Annotated in this window: 18 protein-coding genes; 13 read left to right on the forward strand and 5 right to left on the reverse strand. The window is 56.1% G+C overall.

Annotation, left to right across the window (positions count from 1 at the left end; genetic code table 11):
* Positions 1-340: 340 nt before the first annotated feature.
* The 4 genes from nsrR to AC559G_RS06690 all read left to right on the forward strand — a co-directional run bounded on the left by nsrR (position 341) and on the right by AC559G_RS06690 (position 4,642).
* Positions 341-766 (forward strand): nitric oxide-sensing transcriptional repressor NsrR, encoded by a 426-nt coding sequence (nsrR, locus tag AC559G_RS06675; RefSeq protein WP_438599850.1) that lies wholly within the window; start codon positions 341-343, stop codon positions 764-766.
* A 59-nt stretch (positions 767-825) separates the two neighbouring features.
* On the forward strand, positions 826-3,294 hold the full coding sequence (gene rnr / locus AC559G_RS06680; protein ID WP_498911977.1) for a ribonuclease R: 2,469 nt from the start codon (positions 826-828) through the stop codon (positions 3,292-3,294).
* A gap of 59 nt (positions 3,295-3,353) precedes the next feature.
* Positions 3,354-4,085, forward strand: a complete 732-nt coding sequence (gene rlmB / locus AC559G_RS06685; RefSeq protein ID WP_498911978.1) for a 23S rRNA (guanosine(2251)-2'-O)-methyltransferase RlmB — start codon at positions 3,354-3,356, stop codon at positions 4,083-4,085.
* 158 nt (positions 4,086-4,243) lie between these two features.
* Positions 4,244-4,642, forward strand: coding sequence for a DUF350 domain-containing protein (locus AC559G_RS06690; protein WP_438599847.1), 399 nt, complete (start codon positions 4,244-4,246; stop codon positions 4,640-4,642).
* 2 nt (positions 4,643-4,644) lie between these two features.
* Here AC559G_RS06690 and bsmA read toward each other — a convergent pair whose 3' ends face one another.
* On the reverse strand, positions 4,645-4,959 hold the full coding sequence (gene bsmA / locus AC559G_RS06695; RefSeq protein WP_498911979.1) for a bioflm peroxide resistance protein BsmA: 315 nt from the start codon (positions 4,957-4,959) through the stop codon (positions 4,645-4,647).
* Between the two features lie 142 nt (positions 4,960-5,101).
* Between bsmA and yjfP the strand changes: the two genes are divergently transcribed.
* From yjfP to AC559G_RS06725, 6 genes are all read left to right on the forward strand, one after another.
* Positions 5,102-5,854, forward strand: coding sequence for an alpha/beta hydrolase family protein (yjfP, locus tag AC559G_RS06700; protein WP_498911980.1), 753 nt, complete (start codon positions 5,102-5,104; stop codon positions 5,852-5,854).
* A 207-nt stretch (positions 5,855-6,061) separates the two neighbouring features.
* Complete coding sequence (gene rpsF / locus AC559G_RS06705) at positions 6,062-6,460, forward strand: 30S ribosomal protein S6 (RefSeq protein ID WP_095846138.1); 399 nt, start codon at positions 6,062-6,064, stop codon at positions 6,458-6,460.
* An 8-nt stretch (positions 6,461-6,468) separates the two neighbouring features.
* Complete coding sequence (gene priB, locus AC559G_RS06710; RefSeq protein ID WP_095846137.1) at positions 6,469-6,786, forward strand: primosomal replication protein N; 318 nt, start codon at positions 6,469-6,471, stop codon at positions 6,784-6,786.
* 4 nt (positions 6,787-6,790) lie between these two features.
* Positions 6,791-7,018 carry a 30S ribosomal protein S18 gene (gene rpsR / locus AC559G_RS06715; RefSeq protein WP_000135199.1) on the forward strand — a complete coding sequence of 76 codons (228 nt, stop codon included), beginning with the start codon at positions 6,791-6,793 and terminating at the stop codon, positions 7,016-7,018.
* Between the two features lie 39 nt (positions 7,019-7,057).
* On the forward strand, positions 7,058-7,510 hold the full coding sequence (rplI, locus tag AC559G_RS06720; RefSeq protein ID WP_438599844.1) for a 50S ribosomal protein L9: 453 nt from the start codon (positions 7,058-7,060) through the stop codon (positions 7,508-7,510).
* A 105-nt stretch (positions 7,511-7,615) separates the two neighbouring features.
* The gene (locus AC559G_RS06725) at positions 7,616-7,975 is read left to right on the forward strand and encodes a DUF488 domain-containing protein (protein WP_498911981.1); all 360 of its coding nucleotides are present in this window, start codon (positions 7,616-7,618) and stop codon (positions 7,973-7,975) included.
* Positions 7,976-8,010: 35 nt separating this feature from the next.
* Here the strand turns inward: AC559G_RS06725 and AC559G_RS06730 are convergent, their stop codons facing one another.
* On the reverse strand, positions 8,011-8,682 hold the full coding sequence (locus AC559G_RS06730; protein ID WP_498911982.1) for an OapA family protein: 672 nt from the start codon (positions 8,680-8,682) through the stop codon (positions 8,011-8,013).
* Between the two features lie 309 nt (positions 8,683-8,991).
* On the opposite strand from AC559G_RS06730, the gene bamJ reads away from it, so the two are divergent.
* On the forward strand, positions 8,992-9,612 hold the full coding sequence (bamJ, locus tag AC559G_RS06735; RefSeq protein WP_095846133.1) for a BamJ family beta-barrel-assembly machinery protein: 621 nt from the start codon (positions 8,992-8,994) through the stop codon (positions 9,610-9,612).
* Between the two features lie 190 nt (positions 9,613-9,802).
* On the forward strand, positions 9,803-10,543 hold the full coding sequence (gene cysQ / locus AC559G_RS06740; RefSeq protein ID WP_498912183.1) for a 3'(2'),5'-bisphosphate nucleotidase CysQ: 741 nt from the start codon (positions 9,803-9,805) through the stop codon (positions 10,541-10,543).
* On the opposite strand, the gene AC559G_RS06745 is transcribed toward cysQ, so the two are convergent.
* A complete protein-coding gene (locus AC559G_RS06745; RefSeq protein ID WP_498911983.1) occupies positions 10,544-11,101 on the reverse strand; it encodes a YtfJ family protein in 558 nt (185 codons plus the stop codon).
* Positions 11,102-11,425: 324 nt separating this feature from the next.
* Here AC559G_RS06745 and AC559G_RS06750 point away from each other — a divergent pair, with 324 nt between their 5' ends.
* The gene (locus AC559G_RS06750) at positions 11,426-11,632 is read left to right on the forward strand and encodes a DUF1107 domain-containing protein (RefSeq protein WP_121525315.1); all 207 of its coding nucleotides are present in this window, start codon (positions 11,426-11,428) and stop codon (positions 11,630-11,632) included.
* Between the two features lie 83 nt (positions 11,633-11,715).
* On the opposite strand, the gene paeA is transcribed toward AC559G_RS06750, so the two are convergent.
* Positions 11,716-13,047 carry a polyamine export protein PaeA gene (paeA, locus tag AC559G_RS06755; RefSeq protein ID WP_438599839.1) on the reverse strand — a complete coding sequence of 444 codons (1,332 nt, stop codon included), beginning with the start codon at positions 13,045-13,047 and terminating at the stop codon, positions 11,716-11,718.
* A gap of 167 nt (positions 13,048-13,214) precedes the next feature.
* Positions 13,215-13,856, reverse strand: a complete 642-nt coding sequence (msrA, locus tag AC559G_RS06760) for a peptide-methionine (S)-S-oxide reductase (protein ID WP_498911984.1) — start codon at positions 13,854-13,856, stop codon at positions 13,215-13,217.
* Between the last annotated feature and the right edge of the window lie 206 nt (positions 13,857-14,062).

Here is a 14,062-nt window from a genome sequence, read left to right on the forward strand (position 1 = left end):
CATGGCCCGGTTTGTTTTTATCTGCTTTATACCCTTCATATTTCAGGTTGCAGGCTGGCGCCAACCTTATCGTTGAGGCCGGGTTTGCTAGATTATGGCGACATAACCCCGCTCTGAGTCTTTCTGTGCGCTAATATAAATGGCGGCGAACTCTCCGCCTGGTTTATTATCCAATAGGCAGGCCGCGCTCCATAATGATACATCAATGCTGCTGTGGATTATTTGGGTTTGCAGCAAGGCGCATGTCGCAAGATGGGGTGGGCCAAAAGCGCCGCCGTTTCTTTTCGGTATGCCGTAATGCGGTGTATCAAACGGGTAAAGTCATACCCAGAGGTAGGATGTGCAGTTAACAAGCTTTACTGATTATGGCCTGCGGGCATTGATCTACATGGCATCATTGCCGGCGGATAAAATGACCAGCATTTCGGAAGTGACCGATGTCTATGGCGTTTCCCGTAATCATATGGTGAAAATTATCAATCAATTAAGCCGGGTTGGGTTGGTGGCCGCGGTGCGGGGTAAAAATGGCGGTATCCGGTTGGGCAAGCCGGCAGAAACCATCCGTATCGGCGATGTCGTGCGGGCGCTGGAACCGCTTTCTCTGGTTAACTGCAGCAGTGAGTTTTGCCATATCACCCCTGCGTGCCGCCTGAAACAGGTGCTGCATCAGGGCGTACAAAATTTCCTTGAAGAGCTGGATAGATACACGCTGGCCGATATGATCGAGGACAACCCCCCGCTCTACAAGCTATTGCTTGTCGAATAAAATGTTGCTGAGCAGACAAGACTCGGCAGCACCCTGCTGATGACAACGGAGGAACCGCAATGTCACAAGATCCATTCTTGGAACGAGAAGCAGAAAAATACGAATCCCCAATCCCCAGTCGTGAATTTATTCTTTCCCATCTGGCGAAAAGAGAAACCCCGGCCAGCCGTGACGAGCTGGCGAAAGAACTGGATCTGACCACGGAAGAAAAGCAGGAGGCGCTGCGACGCCGTCTGCGCGCCATGGAGCGCGATGGCCAACTGGTGTTTACCCGCCGGCAGTGCTATGCCCTGCCTGAGCGCCTGGATCTGCTGCGCGGTACGGTCATTGGCCACCGTGACGGTTATGGTTTTCTGCGCGTAGAAGGGCGCAAGGACGATCTGTATCTTTCTGCCGAACAGATGAAAATGGCGATCCACGGCGATGTGGTGCTGGCCCAACCGCTGGGCGCCGATCGCAAGGGCCGCCGCGAAGCGCGTATTGTGCGCGTACTGGTGCCGAAAACCAGCCAGATCGTCGGCCGTTACTTTACCGATGCCGGCGCCAGCTTCGTTGTTCCTGATGATAGCCGCCTGAGCTTTGATATCCTGATCCCGGCCGATGCCGTCAGCGGCGCCCGTATGGGTTACATGGTGGTGGTGGAACTGACCCAGCGCCCGACGCGCCGCACCAAGGCGGTGGGCAAAATCGTCGAGACCCTCGGCGATAAAATGGGCACCAGCATGGCGGTGGATATTGCGCTGCGCACCCATGAGATCCCGCATACCTGGCCGCCGCAGGTGGAAAAGCAGGTTGCCGACCTTAGCGAACAGGTGCCGGAAGAGGCGAAAAAAGGGCGTGTCGATCTGCGCCAACTGCCGCTGGTGACCATCGACGGCGAAGACGCGCGCGATTTCGATGACGCCGTCTACTGTGAGAAAAAACGCGGCGGCGGCTGGCGCCTGTGGGTGGCCATTGCCGACGTCAGCTACTACGTGCGCCCGCGCACCGCGCTGGACGACGAAGCCTGCAGCCGCGGCAACTCGGTATACTTCCCTTCCCAAGTGGTGCCGATGCTGCCGGAGGTGCTGTCTAACGGCCTGTGCTCCCTGAACCCGCAGGTGGATCGCCTGTGTATGGTGTGCGAGATGACCATCTCTGCCCAGGGGCGGCTGTCGTCTTACAAATTCTATGAAGCGGTGATGAATTCGCACGCCCGCCTGACCTACACCAAGGTTTGGCACATTTTGCAGGGCGATCAGGAACTGTGTGAACAATATCGCCCGCTGGTCAAGAACCTGCAGGAACTGCACACCATGTACCTGATACTCGATCAGGCGCGTGCGGCGCGCGGCGGCATTGCGTTTGAAACCGAAGAAGCCAAGTTTATCTTCAACGCCGAACGCCGCATTGAGCGGGTAGAGCCGACGGTGCGTAACGATGCGCACAAGCTGATTGAAGAGTGCATGATCATGGCCAATATCGCGGCGGCGCGCTTTGTTGAGAAAAGCAAAGAGCCTGCGTTGTTCCGCGTGCATGATCGTCCAAGCGATGATCATATCTCCGCGCTGCGTAGCAACCTGAGCGAGCTGGGCCTGACGCTGGGCGGCGGCCTTAAGCCACAGCCGGAAGATTACGCGGATCTGATGGATGAGATTGAAGATCGCCCGGATCGTGAAATGCTGCAAACCATGCTGCTGCGCTCGATGAAACAGGCGATTTATGATCCGGAAAACCGCGGGCACTTTGGCCTGGCGCTGTCTTCGTATGCCCACTTTACCTCGCCGATCCGGCGTTATCCGGACCTGTCCTTGCACCGTGCGATCAAATACTTGCTGGCGAAAGAGCACGGCGAGCCGGCGCACCGTTGGACGCCGACCGGCGGCTGGCACTACGACTTTGAAGACATGCTGCAACTGGGCGCGCATTGCTCGATGACCGAGCGCCGGGCCGATGAAGCCACGCGCAACGTTGCCGACTGGTTGAAATGCGACTTTATGCAGGATCACGTTGGTTCGGAGTTCAGCGGCGTTATCTCCAGCGTGACGGGCTTCGGCTTCTTTGTGCGCTTGAACGATCTGTTCATCGATGGCCTGGTGCACGTATCAACACTGGATAATGACTATTATCGCTACGATAATATTGGCCAACGCTTGATTGGTGAGTCTTCCGGTACGGTTTACCGGCTGGGGGATACGGTGGAAATCCGTGTGGAAGCGGTGCATCTGGACGAACGTAAAATCGATTTCGCGTTGGTTTCCAGCAGCCGCAAACCGCGCGGTGCCGGCAAAACCGAGCGCGACCGTGCGAAGAAGGGCGGGAAACCGCAGATGCGCGACGGCGGCAACGGCCGTAAACGCCGCGGCGGTAAGCCACCAGCCAATTTCGAACCGGACAGCGCGTTTCGCAAAGAGGGCGCTAAGCCCGGCGCAGCGGTGAATAAAGACAAAAAGGCGAAGCCTAAAAAAACGTCTGAAAAAACCAAAAAAATTGCGGCAGCGACGAAGGCCAAGCGCGCCGGTAAGAAAAAAAACGCTGAGCAGGGCTAACCTGCCGCAGATCATTATCACCGGCCGGCACTTGCCGGCTGCACAGTCAAAAGAGTCTCATGAGCGAAATTATTTACGGCATTCATGCCGTTAAAGCCCTGTTAGAACGCGATCCCCAGCGCTTTCTGGAAGTCTTTATCCTGAAAGGGCGCGACGATCGCCGCCTACAACCGTTGATCGCCGAACTGGAAGCCACCGGTATCGTGATCCAGGTGGCTAACCGCCAATGGCTGGATGAAAAGGTGGAGGGCGCAGTGCATCAGGGCATTGTCGCCCGAGTGCGTGAAGGGCGGCAGTACCAGGAGAACGATCTGCCGGCGCTGCTGGAGAGTACGGCGACCCCTTTCCTGTTGGTGCTGGACGGCGTTACGGATCCGCACAACTTGGGAGCCTGCCTACGCAGCGCTGATGCGGCCGGTGTTCATGCGGTTATCGTGCCGCGCGATCGTTCCGCCCAGTTGAACTCCACGGCGAAAAAAGTGGCCTGCGGCGCGGCGGAAAGCGTGCCGTTAATCCGCGTCACCAACCTGGCCCGCACCTTACGTTTGCTGAAAGAAATGAACGTTTGGGTGGTGGGGACCGCCGGAGAGGCTGACCATACCCTGTATCAAAGTAAAATGACCGGCCCAATGGCGCTGGTGATGGGCGCCGAGGGCGAAGGCATGCGCCGCCTGACGCGCGAACACTGCGACGAACTGATCAGCATCCCGATGGCCGGCAGTGTGTCTTCGTTGAATGTCTCCGTGGCGACGGGCATTTGCCTGTTTGAAGCGGTGCGCCAGCGCAGCTGATCGCCACGCGGCGGCGTCCTCTCCCGCCCGTGGGGGAGGGTAGCCATCGGCCCAAGCCACTGGCTGCGAATGAAGAAACAGTGGCTCTTAATGCGAAAACCTTTTAGATTCACTATCCGGCCTGTAAAGGGCGTTACTGACGATAACAGGAGCAGGGCATGGATATTATTGGCGCATTAGGTGCGTTTGCTGCTTATTTCTTTAGCGGCTTTGCTATGGTGCTGGTCTTCCTGTTCGTCTACACCCGTATCACCCCGCATGATGAATGGACGCTGATCAAACAAGACAATCAGGCCGCCGCTTTTGCGTTTATCGGCGCTTGCCTGGGCTATGTGATCCCATTGGCCAGTGCGGCGGTGAATTCAATCGGCATTCTGGATTATCTGCTGTGGGGCGTGGTTGCGCTGGTGGTGCAATTGCTGTTGTTTGCCGCCGTGAAGCTCTACATGCCGCGCGTGAGCACCAAAATAGAGGCTAACCATGTGGCGGCCGGGATTTTCCTGGGCGGCGTCTCCATCAGCGGCGGCGTGCTGAATGCCGCTTGTATGAGCTATTGAGCCTAACGGTACAAGATGGCCTGTGAATACCACTGGCCAGGCGTTAGCTTGCTTTCCGTATACATCACGATCAAATAATAACTCGCCCCGCGGGCATTCGCCTGGCGGGCGATCTCTGCTTGGATATCCATCGGGCTGCCATATACCCAGGCGCTGACGTTGGCGATCTTTTCCAATCCATAAGTTTGCGCGCGGGTCACTTCCTGCGCCTGGCCGGCAATGGCGGCCGGCGGCTGCTTCGGCGTGGTCTGGAAGACGCTGCAAGCGCAGAGTAGGCTGATCGTGCATAACAGCGTAACGATGCGGGAAAATTTCATCTATGGCCTCGGCGGCTCTGGCGAATATAGCTCCAGTCTAACGTAATACCGGGTGTTTAAGCATATATTGGAACCGATTGAACTAATGATTTTTTCCCGGTTTTGCCATGATAAAGAGATGTGGATAGACAGGAGTAGCGAGATGATCGAGATTTATGACGAACACGCGGGGGATATCGCGTTAATTCACGCCGTGCCGGCCGGGCAGTACGCACAGCCGCTGCCAACGGTATTTTTCTATCATGGTTATAGCTCGTCGAAAGCGGTGTATTCCTATTTCGGTTATGCGCTGGCCAAAGCGGGGTTTCGCGTGGTGTTGCCGGATGCCGATTTGCACGGCGAGCGTTTTAACGGCGACGAACCGCAACGCTTGGCGCACTTCTGGGAAATACTGAAAAGCAATATTGACGAACTGTCGGCGCTGAAGGCGCATTTTGAGCAGCGTGGGCTGATTGCCGATGGCCGCATTGGCGTTGTCGGGGCCTCCATGGGTGGGATGACCACCCTGGGGGCGCTGGTACGCTACCCGTGGATCCGGGCGGCGGCCAGTCTGATGGGCTCGGGGGATTTTTTCCAACTGCCGAAAACCCTGTTCCCGCCGCTTGGTACGGATGGCCAGCCGTTGCCGGCAGCGCAATGGGCGGCGCGTCTGGCCCCGCTGGCCGACTATAGCCCGGAGCAGCAGGTGGAAAAACTGGCCGGGCGGCCACTGCTGCTTTGGCATGGGGAAGCCGACGATCTGGTGCCGACAGCGGAAAGCCTGCGGTTGGCGCAAGCGCTACGGGCGCGGGGCCTGGCGCAACAGCTCACGCTACTGACCGAGCCGAATGTAACGCACCGCATCACCCCGTTGGCGCTGGACGCCACGGCGGCGTTTTTCCAACGCGAGCTGTAACCTCTTCTTGCCCCCCGGCGGCGTTCAGACGCCGCTTTTCGCGCGCACGCGGAAATAAACAAAGAAAATGCACTTGTTCCTTGAGTTTCCCGCGCAGCGTCAGTATGATTACGCGTCATTTTTCAGCCGCACACAAACACGTTCCTTGCTTCCATGGGCCGCGGTTGACCCTGACAGGAGGCTGAATAATCCGTAAGGAGCAATTCGATGCGTCATTACGAAATCGTTTTTATGGTCCATCCTGACCAAAGCGAACAGGTTCCGGGCATGATCGAGCGTTACAGTGCGACTATCACTAACGCGCAAGGTCAGATTCACCGTCTGGAAGACTGGGGCCGCCGTCAGCTGGCTTATCCGATCAACAAACTGCACAAAGCTCACTACGTTCTGCTGAACGTTGAAGCACCGCAGGAAGCGATCGATGAGCTGGAAACTAACTTCCGCTTCAACGACGCCGTTATCCGTAGCATGATTATGCGCGTTAAGCACGCGGTAACCGAAGCATCCCCTATGGTTAAAGCGAAAGACGAACGTCGTGGCGATCGCCGCGAAGATTTCGCTAACGAAACCACAGATGATGCAGATGCTGGGGATTCTGAAGAGTAATTGCCACCGTGACGGCTAATCGTCTGGTCTTGTCGGGCACTATATGCAAGACGCCGGTTCGAAAAGTGAGTCCGTCCGGTATACCCCACTGCCAGTTTGTGCTTGAGCACAGATCCCAGCAGCAGGAAGCCGGATTCAGCAGACAATCATGGTGCAGAATGCCCGTCGTTGTCAGCGGACAAACGTCACAAGCATTAACTCAAAGATTAACGGTCGGCAGTCAGATCACCGTTACCGGCTTCGTCAGTTGCCATCAAGGGCGCAACGGGCTGAATAAACTGGTGCTGCATGCCGAGCAGATTGAATTGATAGATTCTGGAGACTAGCCAAATGGCACGTTATTTCCGTCGTCGCAAGTTCTGCCGTTTCACCGCGGAAGGCGTTCAAGAGATTGACTATAAAGACATCGCTACGCTGAAAAACTACATCACTGAAAGTGGTAAAATTGTCCCGAGCCGTATTACCGGTACTCGCGCCAAATATCAGCGCCAGCTCGCCCGTGCTATCAAGCGCGCGCGCTACCTGTCTTTGTTGCCGTACACTGATCGTCATCAGTAATCGGCCACTGTCCATTAACGACTTTGAGAGGATAAGGTAATGCAAGTTATTCTGCTTGATAAAGTAGCAAACCTGGGCAGCCTGGGTGATCAGGTTAACGTTAAAGCGGGCTATGCTCGTAACTTCCTGGTACCACAGGGCAAAGCTGTTCCTGCTACCAAGAAAAACGTTGAGTTCTTCGAAGCACGCCGTGCAGAGCTGGAAGCCAAACTGGCTGAAACTCTGGCTGCTGCCGAAGCTCGCGCAACCAAGATCAACGAACTGGGTTCAGTTACCCTCGTGTCTAAAGCAGGCGACGAAGGCAAACTGTTCGGCTCTATCGGCACCCGCGACATCGCTGACGCAGTAACTGCTGCTGGCGTTGAAGTTGCCAAGAGCGAAGTTCGTCTGCCGAACGGCGTTCTGCGTACCACCGGTGAGCACGAAGTGCACTTCCAGGTACACAGCGACGTATTCGCGCAGTTGAATGTAGTTGTGGTTGCTGAAGCTTAATCGCTTTTTGCATCGCCACGGTTAAAACGCCAGCCTTGTGCTGGCGTTTTGCTTTTCTGTTCCCGGCAAAACGCGCTACCCTGATGGCAACAGGGAGGAACGGTTATGGCACAGATTGTGTTACAGCGTGTCTATGCGTTTAGCGGCCCGGCGCCGCAACATACTTTTCTTATCGATCGGCTTTGGCCGCGCGGCGTCAGTAAACAACGGCTGGCCGGCGTGCAATGGCTAAAGCAGATCGCTCCAGACACGGCGTTGCGCCAGTGGTTCCACCATCACCCAGATCAATGGGATTCCTTTGTTGAGCAATACCGTCGTCAACTGGCGGAAAATGGCGCCTGGCAGCCGCTGGTGGCGCTGCTACGGCGTGGGGAAACCTTGACCCTGCTCTACGGCAGTAAAGACACGCAGCACAACCATGCGGTTGTACTGCGGGATTTTCTGCTGCAACAGCTGCAGCATTGAGGGGGCATGACGTTAATACGGTAGGGCGTTAACCGTCAGGGCGCGCGGCGATAGCTGCCATCGGGTTGGCGCTGGAAGGTGATCTGGCGATTATCGACGGTGGTGATCGACAGCGCCGTGACGACCCCGGCGGCATCGCGTGCGATACGGACTTCCTGCCCGGCCTTCAGGTTGCTTAGCGGCTTGTCGTCGCCTTCCACCTGCGCCATGGCGAAGACGTCATTCACCGGCAGGCTGTTGTCACGAAACAGCTGCGCCAGCGTCTGTCCCGGTTGGATCTGGTAGTTTAGCCAATTGCCCTGTTCTGGCTGTGCCGCTGCGCTGCCGCCCTGCGGCGGCTCCTGTTGCGGCGTGTGCTGCTGATTGCCGGCCAGGGTATCCCGGCTGCCGGTTTCTGGCGAGTATGGCCACAACAACGCCAGCAACAGCAGCGCGCCGATGATGATGACCCAGCGGCGGTGGAAATTTGGCAGCGGCTCCATCCAGTGGAAGGCGTCCGGGGCATGCCAGATTTTAAGCAGCAACGCTTTTATTGCCTGCCCTTTACCCTGTTCAACGGCGGGTTGCTGTGTTTCCGCCTCTTCCGGCGTAGCCGCAGCCTCCCGTTCCGTATCTGGCTTCAGGCGTGCGCTGACATTAAGCCAGGTGCGCAGCATCGGCATATATATGCGGGTGGTTTTCCTTTTCCTGGGCGTGATTCTGCCCATGGTGACCTCTCTTTAAGCAGCGTAAAATACCGCAGTATCCATGGTGTAGCGCCAACCCGAGAGCCCGTTTCCGCATAATCCGCTAACTGATTGAATTAAGCTGTGTCCGCGATAGGCAGGGCAAGACGGCCAACGGCCAATTGCGACAGCCTAAAGGGCACTAAGGGGTAACGGCGCCTGATGTTAGCATGCGGGGTATTGTTTCTTTTTCTAGCATAAAAGTCACCATTATCCACACAAGATTTTACCCGGCTTTGCCGCGCTGTTATGCTGCTCCTTGTCTTTTCACCGATTAAAGGAAACCCCCCAATGACAACCCCTTCTTTTGACAGCGTTGAAGCGCAGGCAAGCTACGGGATTGGTTTACAGGTCGGCCAGCAGTTGCAAGAGTCCGGTCTGGAAGGTTTACAACCGGAAGCCCTGCTGGCCGGTCTGCGTGATGCGCTGGAAGGGAATGCCCCGGCGGTTCCAGTAGACGTAGTGCATCGTGCGCTGCGTGAAGTGCACGAGCGTGCGGATGCCGTGCGCCGTGAGCGCCAGCAGGCGCTGGCGGTTGAAGGCCAGAAATTCCTGGAAGAAAACGCCAAGCGCGCCGAAGTCACGCAGACGGAATCCGGCCTGCAGTTTTCCGTGCTGGAGCAGGGCAACGGGCCAATCCCATCCCGCCAGGATCGTGTGCGTGTACACTATACTGGCCGCCTGACTAACGGCGACGTGTTTGACAGCTCCGTAGAGCGCGGCCAGCCGGCCGAATTCCCGGTCAGCGGCGTGATCCCAGGCTGGATCGAAGCGCTGACGCTGATGCCGGTTGGGTCTAAATGGCAACTGTATATCCCGCATAACCTGGCCTACGGCGAACGCGGCGCCGGCGCTTCAATCCCGCCGTTTAGCGCGCTGGTGTTTGACGTCGAGCTGCTGGAAATCCTCTGATTTCTTTCCCGCTATTCCCTGGGCGCCGGTTGGCGCCCTTATTTTTTGTGCATTGCCGCGTTTTGGCGTTGTGCGCTGATGCCCGCAGGTTGCGTTTGCTACACTATAGTATCGGCGGGGGATGGCTATTTGGCGTAAAGAAAACTAGTCTGGCAATAAAATAGGTGGTTTAGCATACCTGAGGTGGATGATGTTAGAGCAAATTTGCCAGTTGTCCCGTGAAGCGGGCAAGGCAATCATGGCGGTGTATCACGGCGAGCAACCGCTCGAAGCAGCCAAGAAAAAAGACGATTCGCCGGTGACGGCCGCCGATCTGGCGGCACATGACGTTATCAAGCGCGGCCTGGCGGCACTGACGCCGGATGTGCCGTTGCTGTCGGAGGAAGATCCCCCCGCCTGGGAGGTGCGCCGCCACTGGTCGCGTTATTGGCTGGTCGATCCGCTCGACGGCACCAAGGAGTTTCTGAACCGTAACGGCGAGTTTACCGTCAATATCGCCCTGATTGAAAACGGTGAAGCGGTCATGGGCGTGGTGTACGCCCCGGCGATCGACGTGCTGTATCTGGCTGAGCGCGGCAACGCCTGGAAAGAGGAAAACGGTGCACGGCGGCAAATCCACGTCAGCAACGGCCAACCTCCGCTGGTGGTGGTGAGCCGTTCGCATATGGATGCAGAATTAAAGGATTACCTGAAACAGTTGGGTGAGCACCAGACGGTTTCCGTCGGTTCGTCGCTGAAGTTCTGCCTGGTGGCAGAGGGCACAGCGCAGCTTTACCCTCGCTTTGGGCCAACCAATGTTTGGGATACGGCGGCGGGCCATGCTGTGGCCGTTGCCGCCGGCGCGCAGATCCGCGATTGGCAGGGCAAAGCGTTGCTCTACACGCCGCGCGAGTCGTTCCTCAACCCGGGGTTCCGGGTTTCTCTGTTTTAATTAATTCGCCAGTAACTGGTGCAGCATGTTCATCACTTGCTGCACTTCTTCCGGCGTAAGCGCGCCGTCTTTGGCAAACTGAATCTTCCCTTGTTTATCCAGCACGATAATTGCGGAGCCTTTCGGCTGCAACTGCCAGGCCTTCTGCACGCGGCCGTTGTCATCGACAATAAACTGCGACCACGGGAATTCCTTTTTGCTGTCCTCAATACTGCCGCGTACAAAAATCCCGCTACCGACAATGGCATCATCCATATTGATGATTGTCGTCGTTTGGTAACGATCGTGCGGTAGATTTGCCTCCTTGAGCGCTTCAATCAGCGGTGCGTTCATCGCTTTGGCGGAGCTGCGGCCCGCAATATGCTGAATGACGCGCACTTTGCCGCTGAGCTGCGCACTGTTCCAGTTGCCGTAGCTGAATGCACCATTGGTGTAGCGCAGTTCGCCTTCTTCGCTGACGCCAACCGGCGCGACGCGTTGTTGGGGCTGGAAATTATGTGCTGAAGATAAAAGCGGGGTAAGCAGCAATGATATGGCGAGCAGGCTGCTTGTTTTCATAGGTTCTCCTTGCTGGAAAAAATTACCGTCACAACCTAAATAGCAGAAAGCATAGGTGGTGATAGGCGGTCTGTCCTGTTAGCGGGATCGCAGTTTTTTCCTTTGCAGGATATCACCTGCTTTGTGAATGGATATACTGAAAATTAAGGTAATCACTATATGTAACTCTGTCAAAAAGTGTAAATCTAGTGAATAAGTTCACTGAATGGGAACCAAGTCACCGGAATCCGGTCTACACTAGTGCTATGAAATTGCGTTCAGTCTGAAATACCGCCACGTTGGCGGCCTATTGAACGCGTGGTCCAACGGGAGGAGAGTAATATAATGAGAATCTTCCATCGCTATAACCCATTGAAAGTGGCCAAGTACGTCAAAACCCTATTCCGCGGGCGCCTGTATATCAAAGACGTCGGCGCATTTGAGTTCGATAAGGGCAAGATTTTGCTGCCTAAAGTGCGCGATAAACGCCACTTCAGCGTGATGAGCGAGGTTAACCGCCACGTATTGCAGCTGCAGTCAGAAATGTGCTGATGCTCTTGGGGCGGGGAACCGCCCGGTACAGTTGGGCGGTTTGTTACCCGCCCCTCGCGATGGCGAGGGGCGGGCTGCAGGAATCAGGAAGGGATATGTTCATCCGCGGCTTTTGGCAAAACTGCCGCTGGTTTGTCGCTTAGCTTGGTCACCAACAGCTGGTCAATCTTGTAGCTGTCGATATCCACCACTTCAAATTTGTACCCGGCGTATTTCACAAAGTCTGTGCGCTTGGGAATCTTGCGCAGCATATACATCATAAAGCCGCCGATGGTTTCGTAGTTGCCCGCCTGCGGGAATTCATCGATATGCAGTACCCGCATCACGTCGTCAATCGGCGTGCCGCCTTCAATCAGCCACGAACTTTCATCACGGGCGACAATCTGCTCTTCCTGGCCCTGGCCGACCAGATCCCCCATCAGGGTGGTCATGACGTCGTTCAGGGTAATGATGCCAACCACCAGCGCGTATTCATTAAGGATAACGGCAAAGTCTTCGCCCGCGGTTTTAAAACTCTCCAGCGCTTCTGACAGCGTCAGCGTGTCCGGCACAATCAGCGCCGAACGAATCTGCACGCCGCTGCTTAACGCCAGGCTCTGGTTGCCGAGCACCCGGTTCAGCAGATCTTTGGAATCCACATAGCCCACCACTTGATCGATATGGCCATCGCACACCAGGAATTTGGAGTGCGGGTGAGTCAGCACCTTCTGTTTGATGTTCTCTTCGCTTTCGTGCAGATCGAAGAAAATCACGTTTTCCCGCGAGGTCATGGAGGAGGGCACGGTGCGCGATTCCAGCTCGAACACGTTTTCAATCAGCTCATGCTCCTGCTTACGCAGCACCCCGGCCAGGGCGCCCGCCTCCACCACGGCATAGATATCGTCGGAGGTGATGTCGTCTTTGCGCGCCATCGGCAGTTTGAACATGCGGAAGATCAGGTTCGCCAGGCCGTTGAATAACCATACCAGTGGGCGGAAGACCATGATCGAGAAACGCATCGGGTTGATGATCCGGACGGCAACCGTCTCTGGTGCAATCATACCGATGCGCTTCGGGGTTAAATCGGCGAACAGAATGAACAGGCTGGTCACCAGGACGAAAGAACAAATGAAGCTGATCTGCTCAGCCAGTTCCGGGGAAACAATGCGCTCAAACAAAGGCTTAAAGGTGGGAGAGAAAGCGGCGTCGCCGACGATACCGCCAAGGATGGCGACGGCATTCAGGCCGATTTGTACTACGGTAAAGAAGATACCCGGCGTCTCTTGCAGTTTGAGCACTCGAGCGGCGTTAATATTCCCTTCGTCGGCCATCAGTTTGAGCTTGATCTTGCGCGATGCGGCCAATGATATTTCCGACAGGGCGAAAAAGGCGCTCACGGCGATCAGAAAAAGAATCAGTAATATACTGTCTAACATAGTTTATCCATTCGTGCCGGCGGATGCCGGCGCTTTTGAGGAGGGTGGTAATTCATTAAAAAAACGTGTAATAACAACCAGAAAAGCGGCTACCAGGCCGTTTGCACGGCCCGCGCATAGTATAACAGCAGCTCACTGAAAGCCGCCAGCGATGAAAAATGACAGCATTAGCCCTGTGGTGGCAGGCACACCCCGATACCGCCCAGGCCGCAGTAACCTTCCGGGTTTTTGTGCAGATACTGCTGGTGATAGTCTTCCGCATAATAGAAAGGCTGAGCGGGGGTAATTTCGGTGGTGATGCGGCGCGCGTCGCCTGCGGCGTCCATCGCCTGCTGGAAACGTTGCTGGCTGCTTTCCGCTTCGGCCTGTTGTTGCGGGCTTAACGTATAAATGGCAGAGCGGTATTGCGTGCCGATATCGCCGCGCTGGCGCATGCCTTGCGCCGGGTCGTGGTTTTCCCAGAACAGCTGCAGCAACTGTTTATAGCTGACGGTCTTGGGATCAAACACCACGCGCACCACTTCCGCATGGCCGGTCTGCCCGGTGCAGACTTCTTCGTAGGTGGGGTTCGGAGTAAAACCACCACTGTAGCCGGAGGCCGTGCTGTAGACGCCCTCTTGTTCCCAGAACAAGCGCTCGACGCCCCAGAAACAACCCATGGCGAACATAGCCACTTCCATGCCTTCCGGCACCTGAGTCATCGAGTGGCCGGTGACCACATTAAGGGTTGCTACGGGCATTGGGGTGGTGCGGCCTGGTAATGCATTCGCTTTATCAATCGGTTGAGACTTATCAAAAGATGGCACCACGGTTGACTCCTGTTATCACGATAATTATTGGGCCAAGACGCCCTGGCGTTAGTTGTATCTGAACGCCTCTTTGCCCACAATAGGCAATATGTTGCGTTTCTGTGTAAGTTTAACGCAGTATATAGGGCGCAAAAAGCAGAGAATGTGTCTTGTTTGCGGCTGGGCATGCCGCTTAATGGTGCCTTGGTGGTTGATAAATCATCGTG

This window comes from Gibbsiella greigii (genome assembly GCF_039540155.1).
Classification (GTDB): Bacteria; Pseudomonadota; Gammaproteobacteria; order Enterobacterales; family Enterobacteriaceae; genus Gibbsiella; species Gibbsiella quercinecans.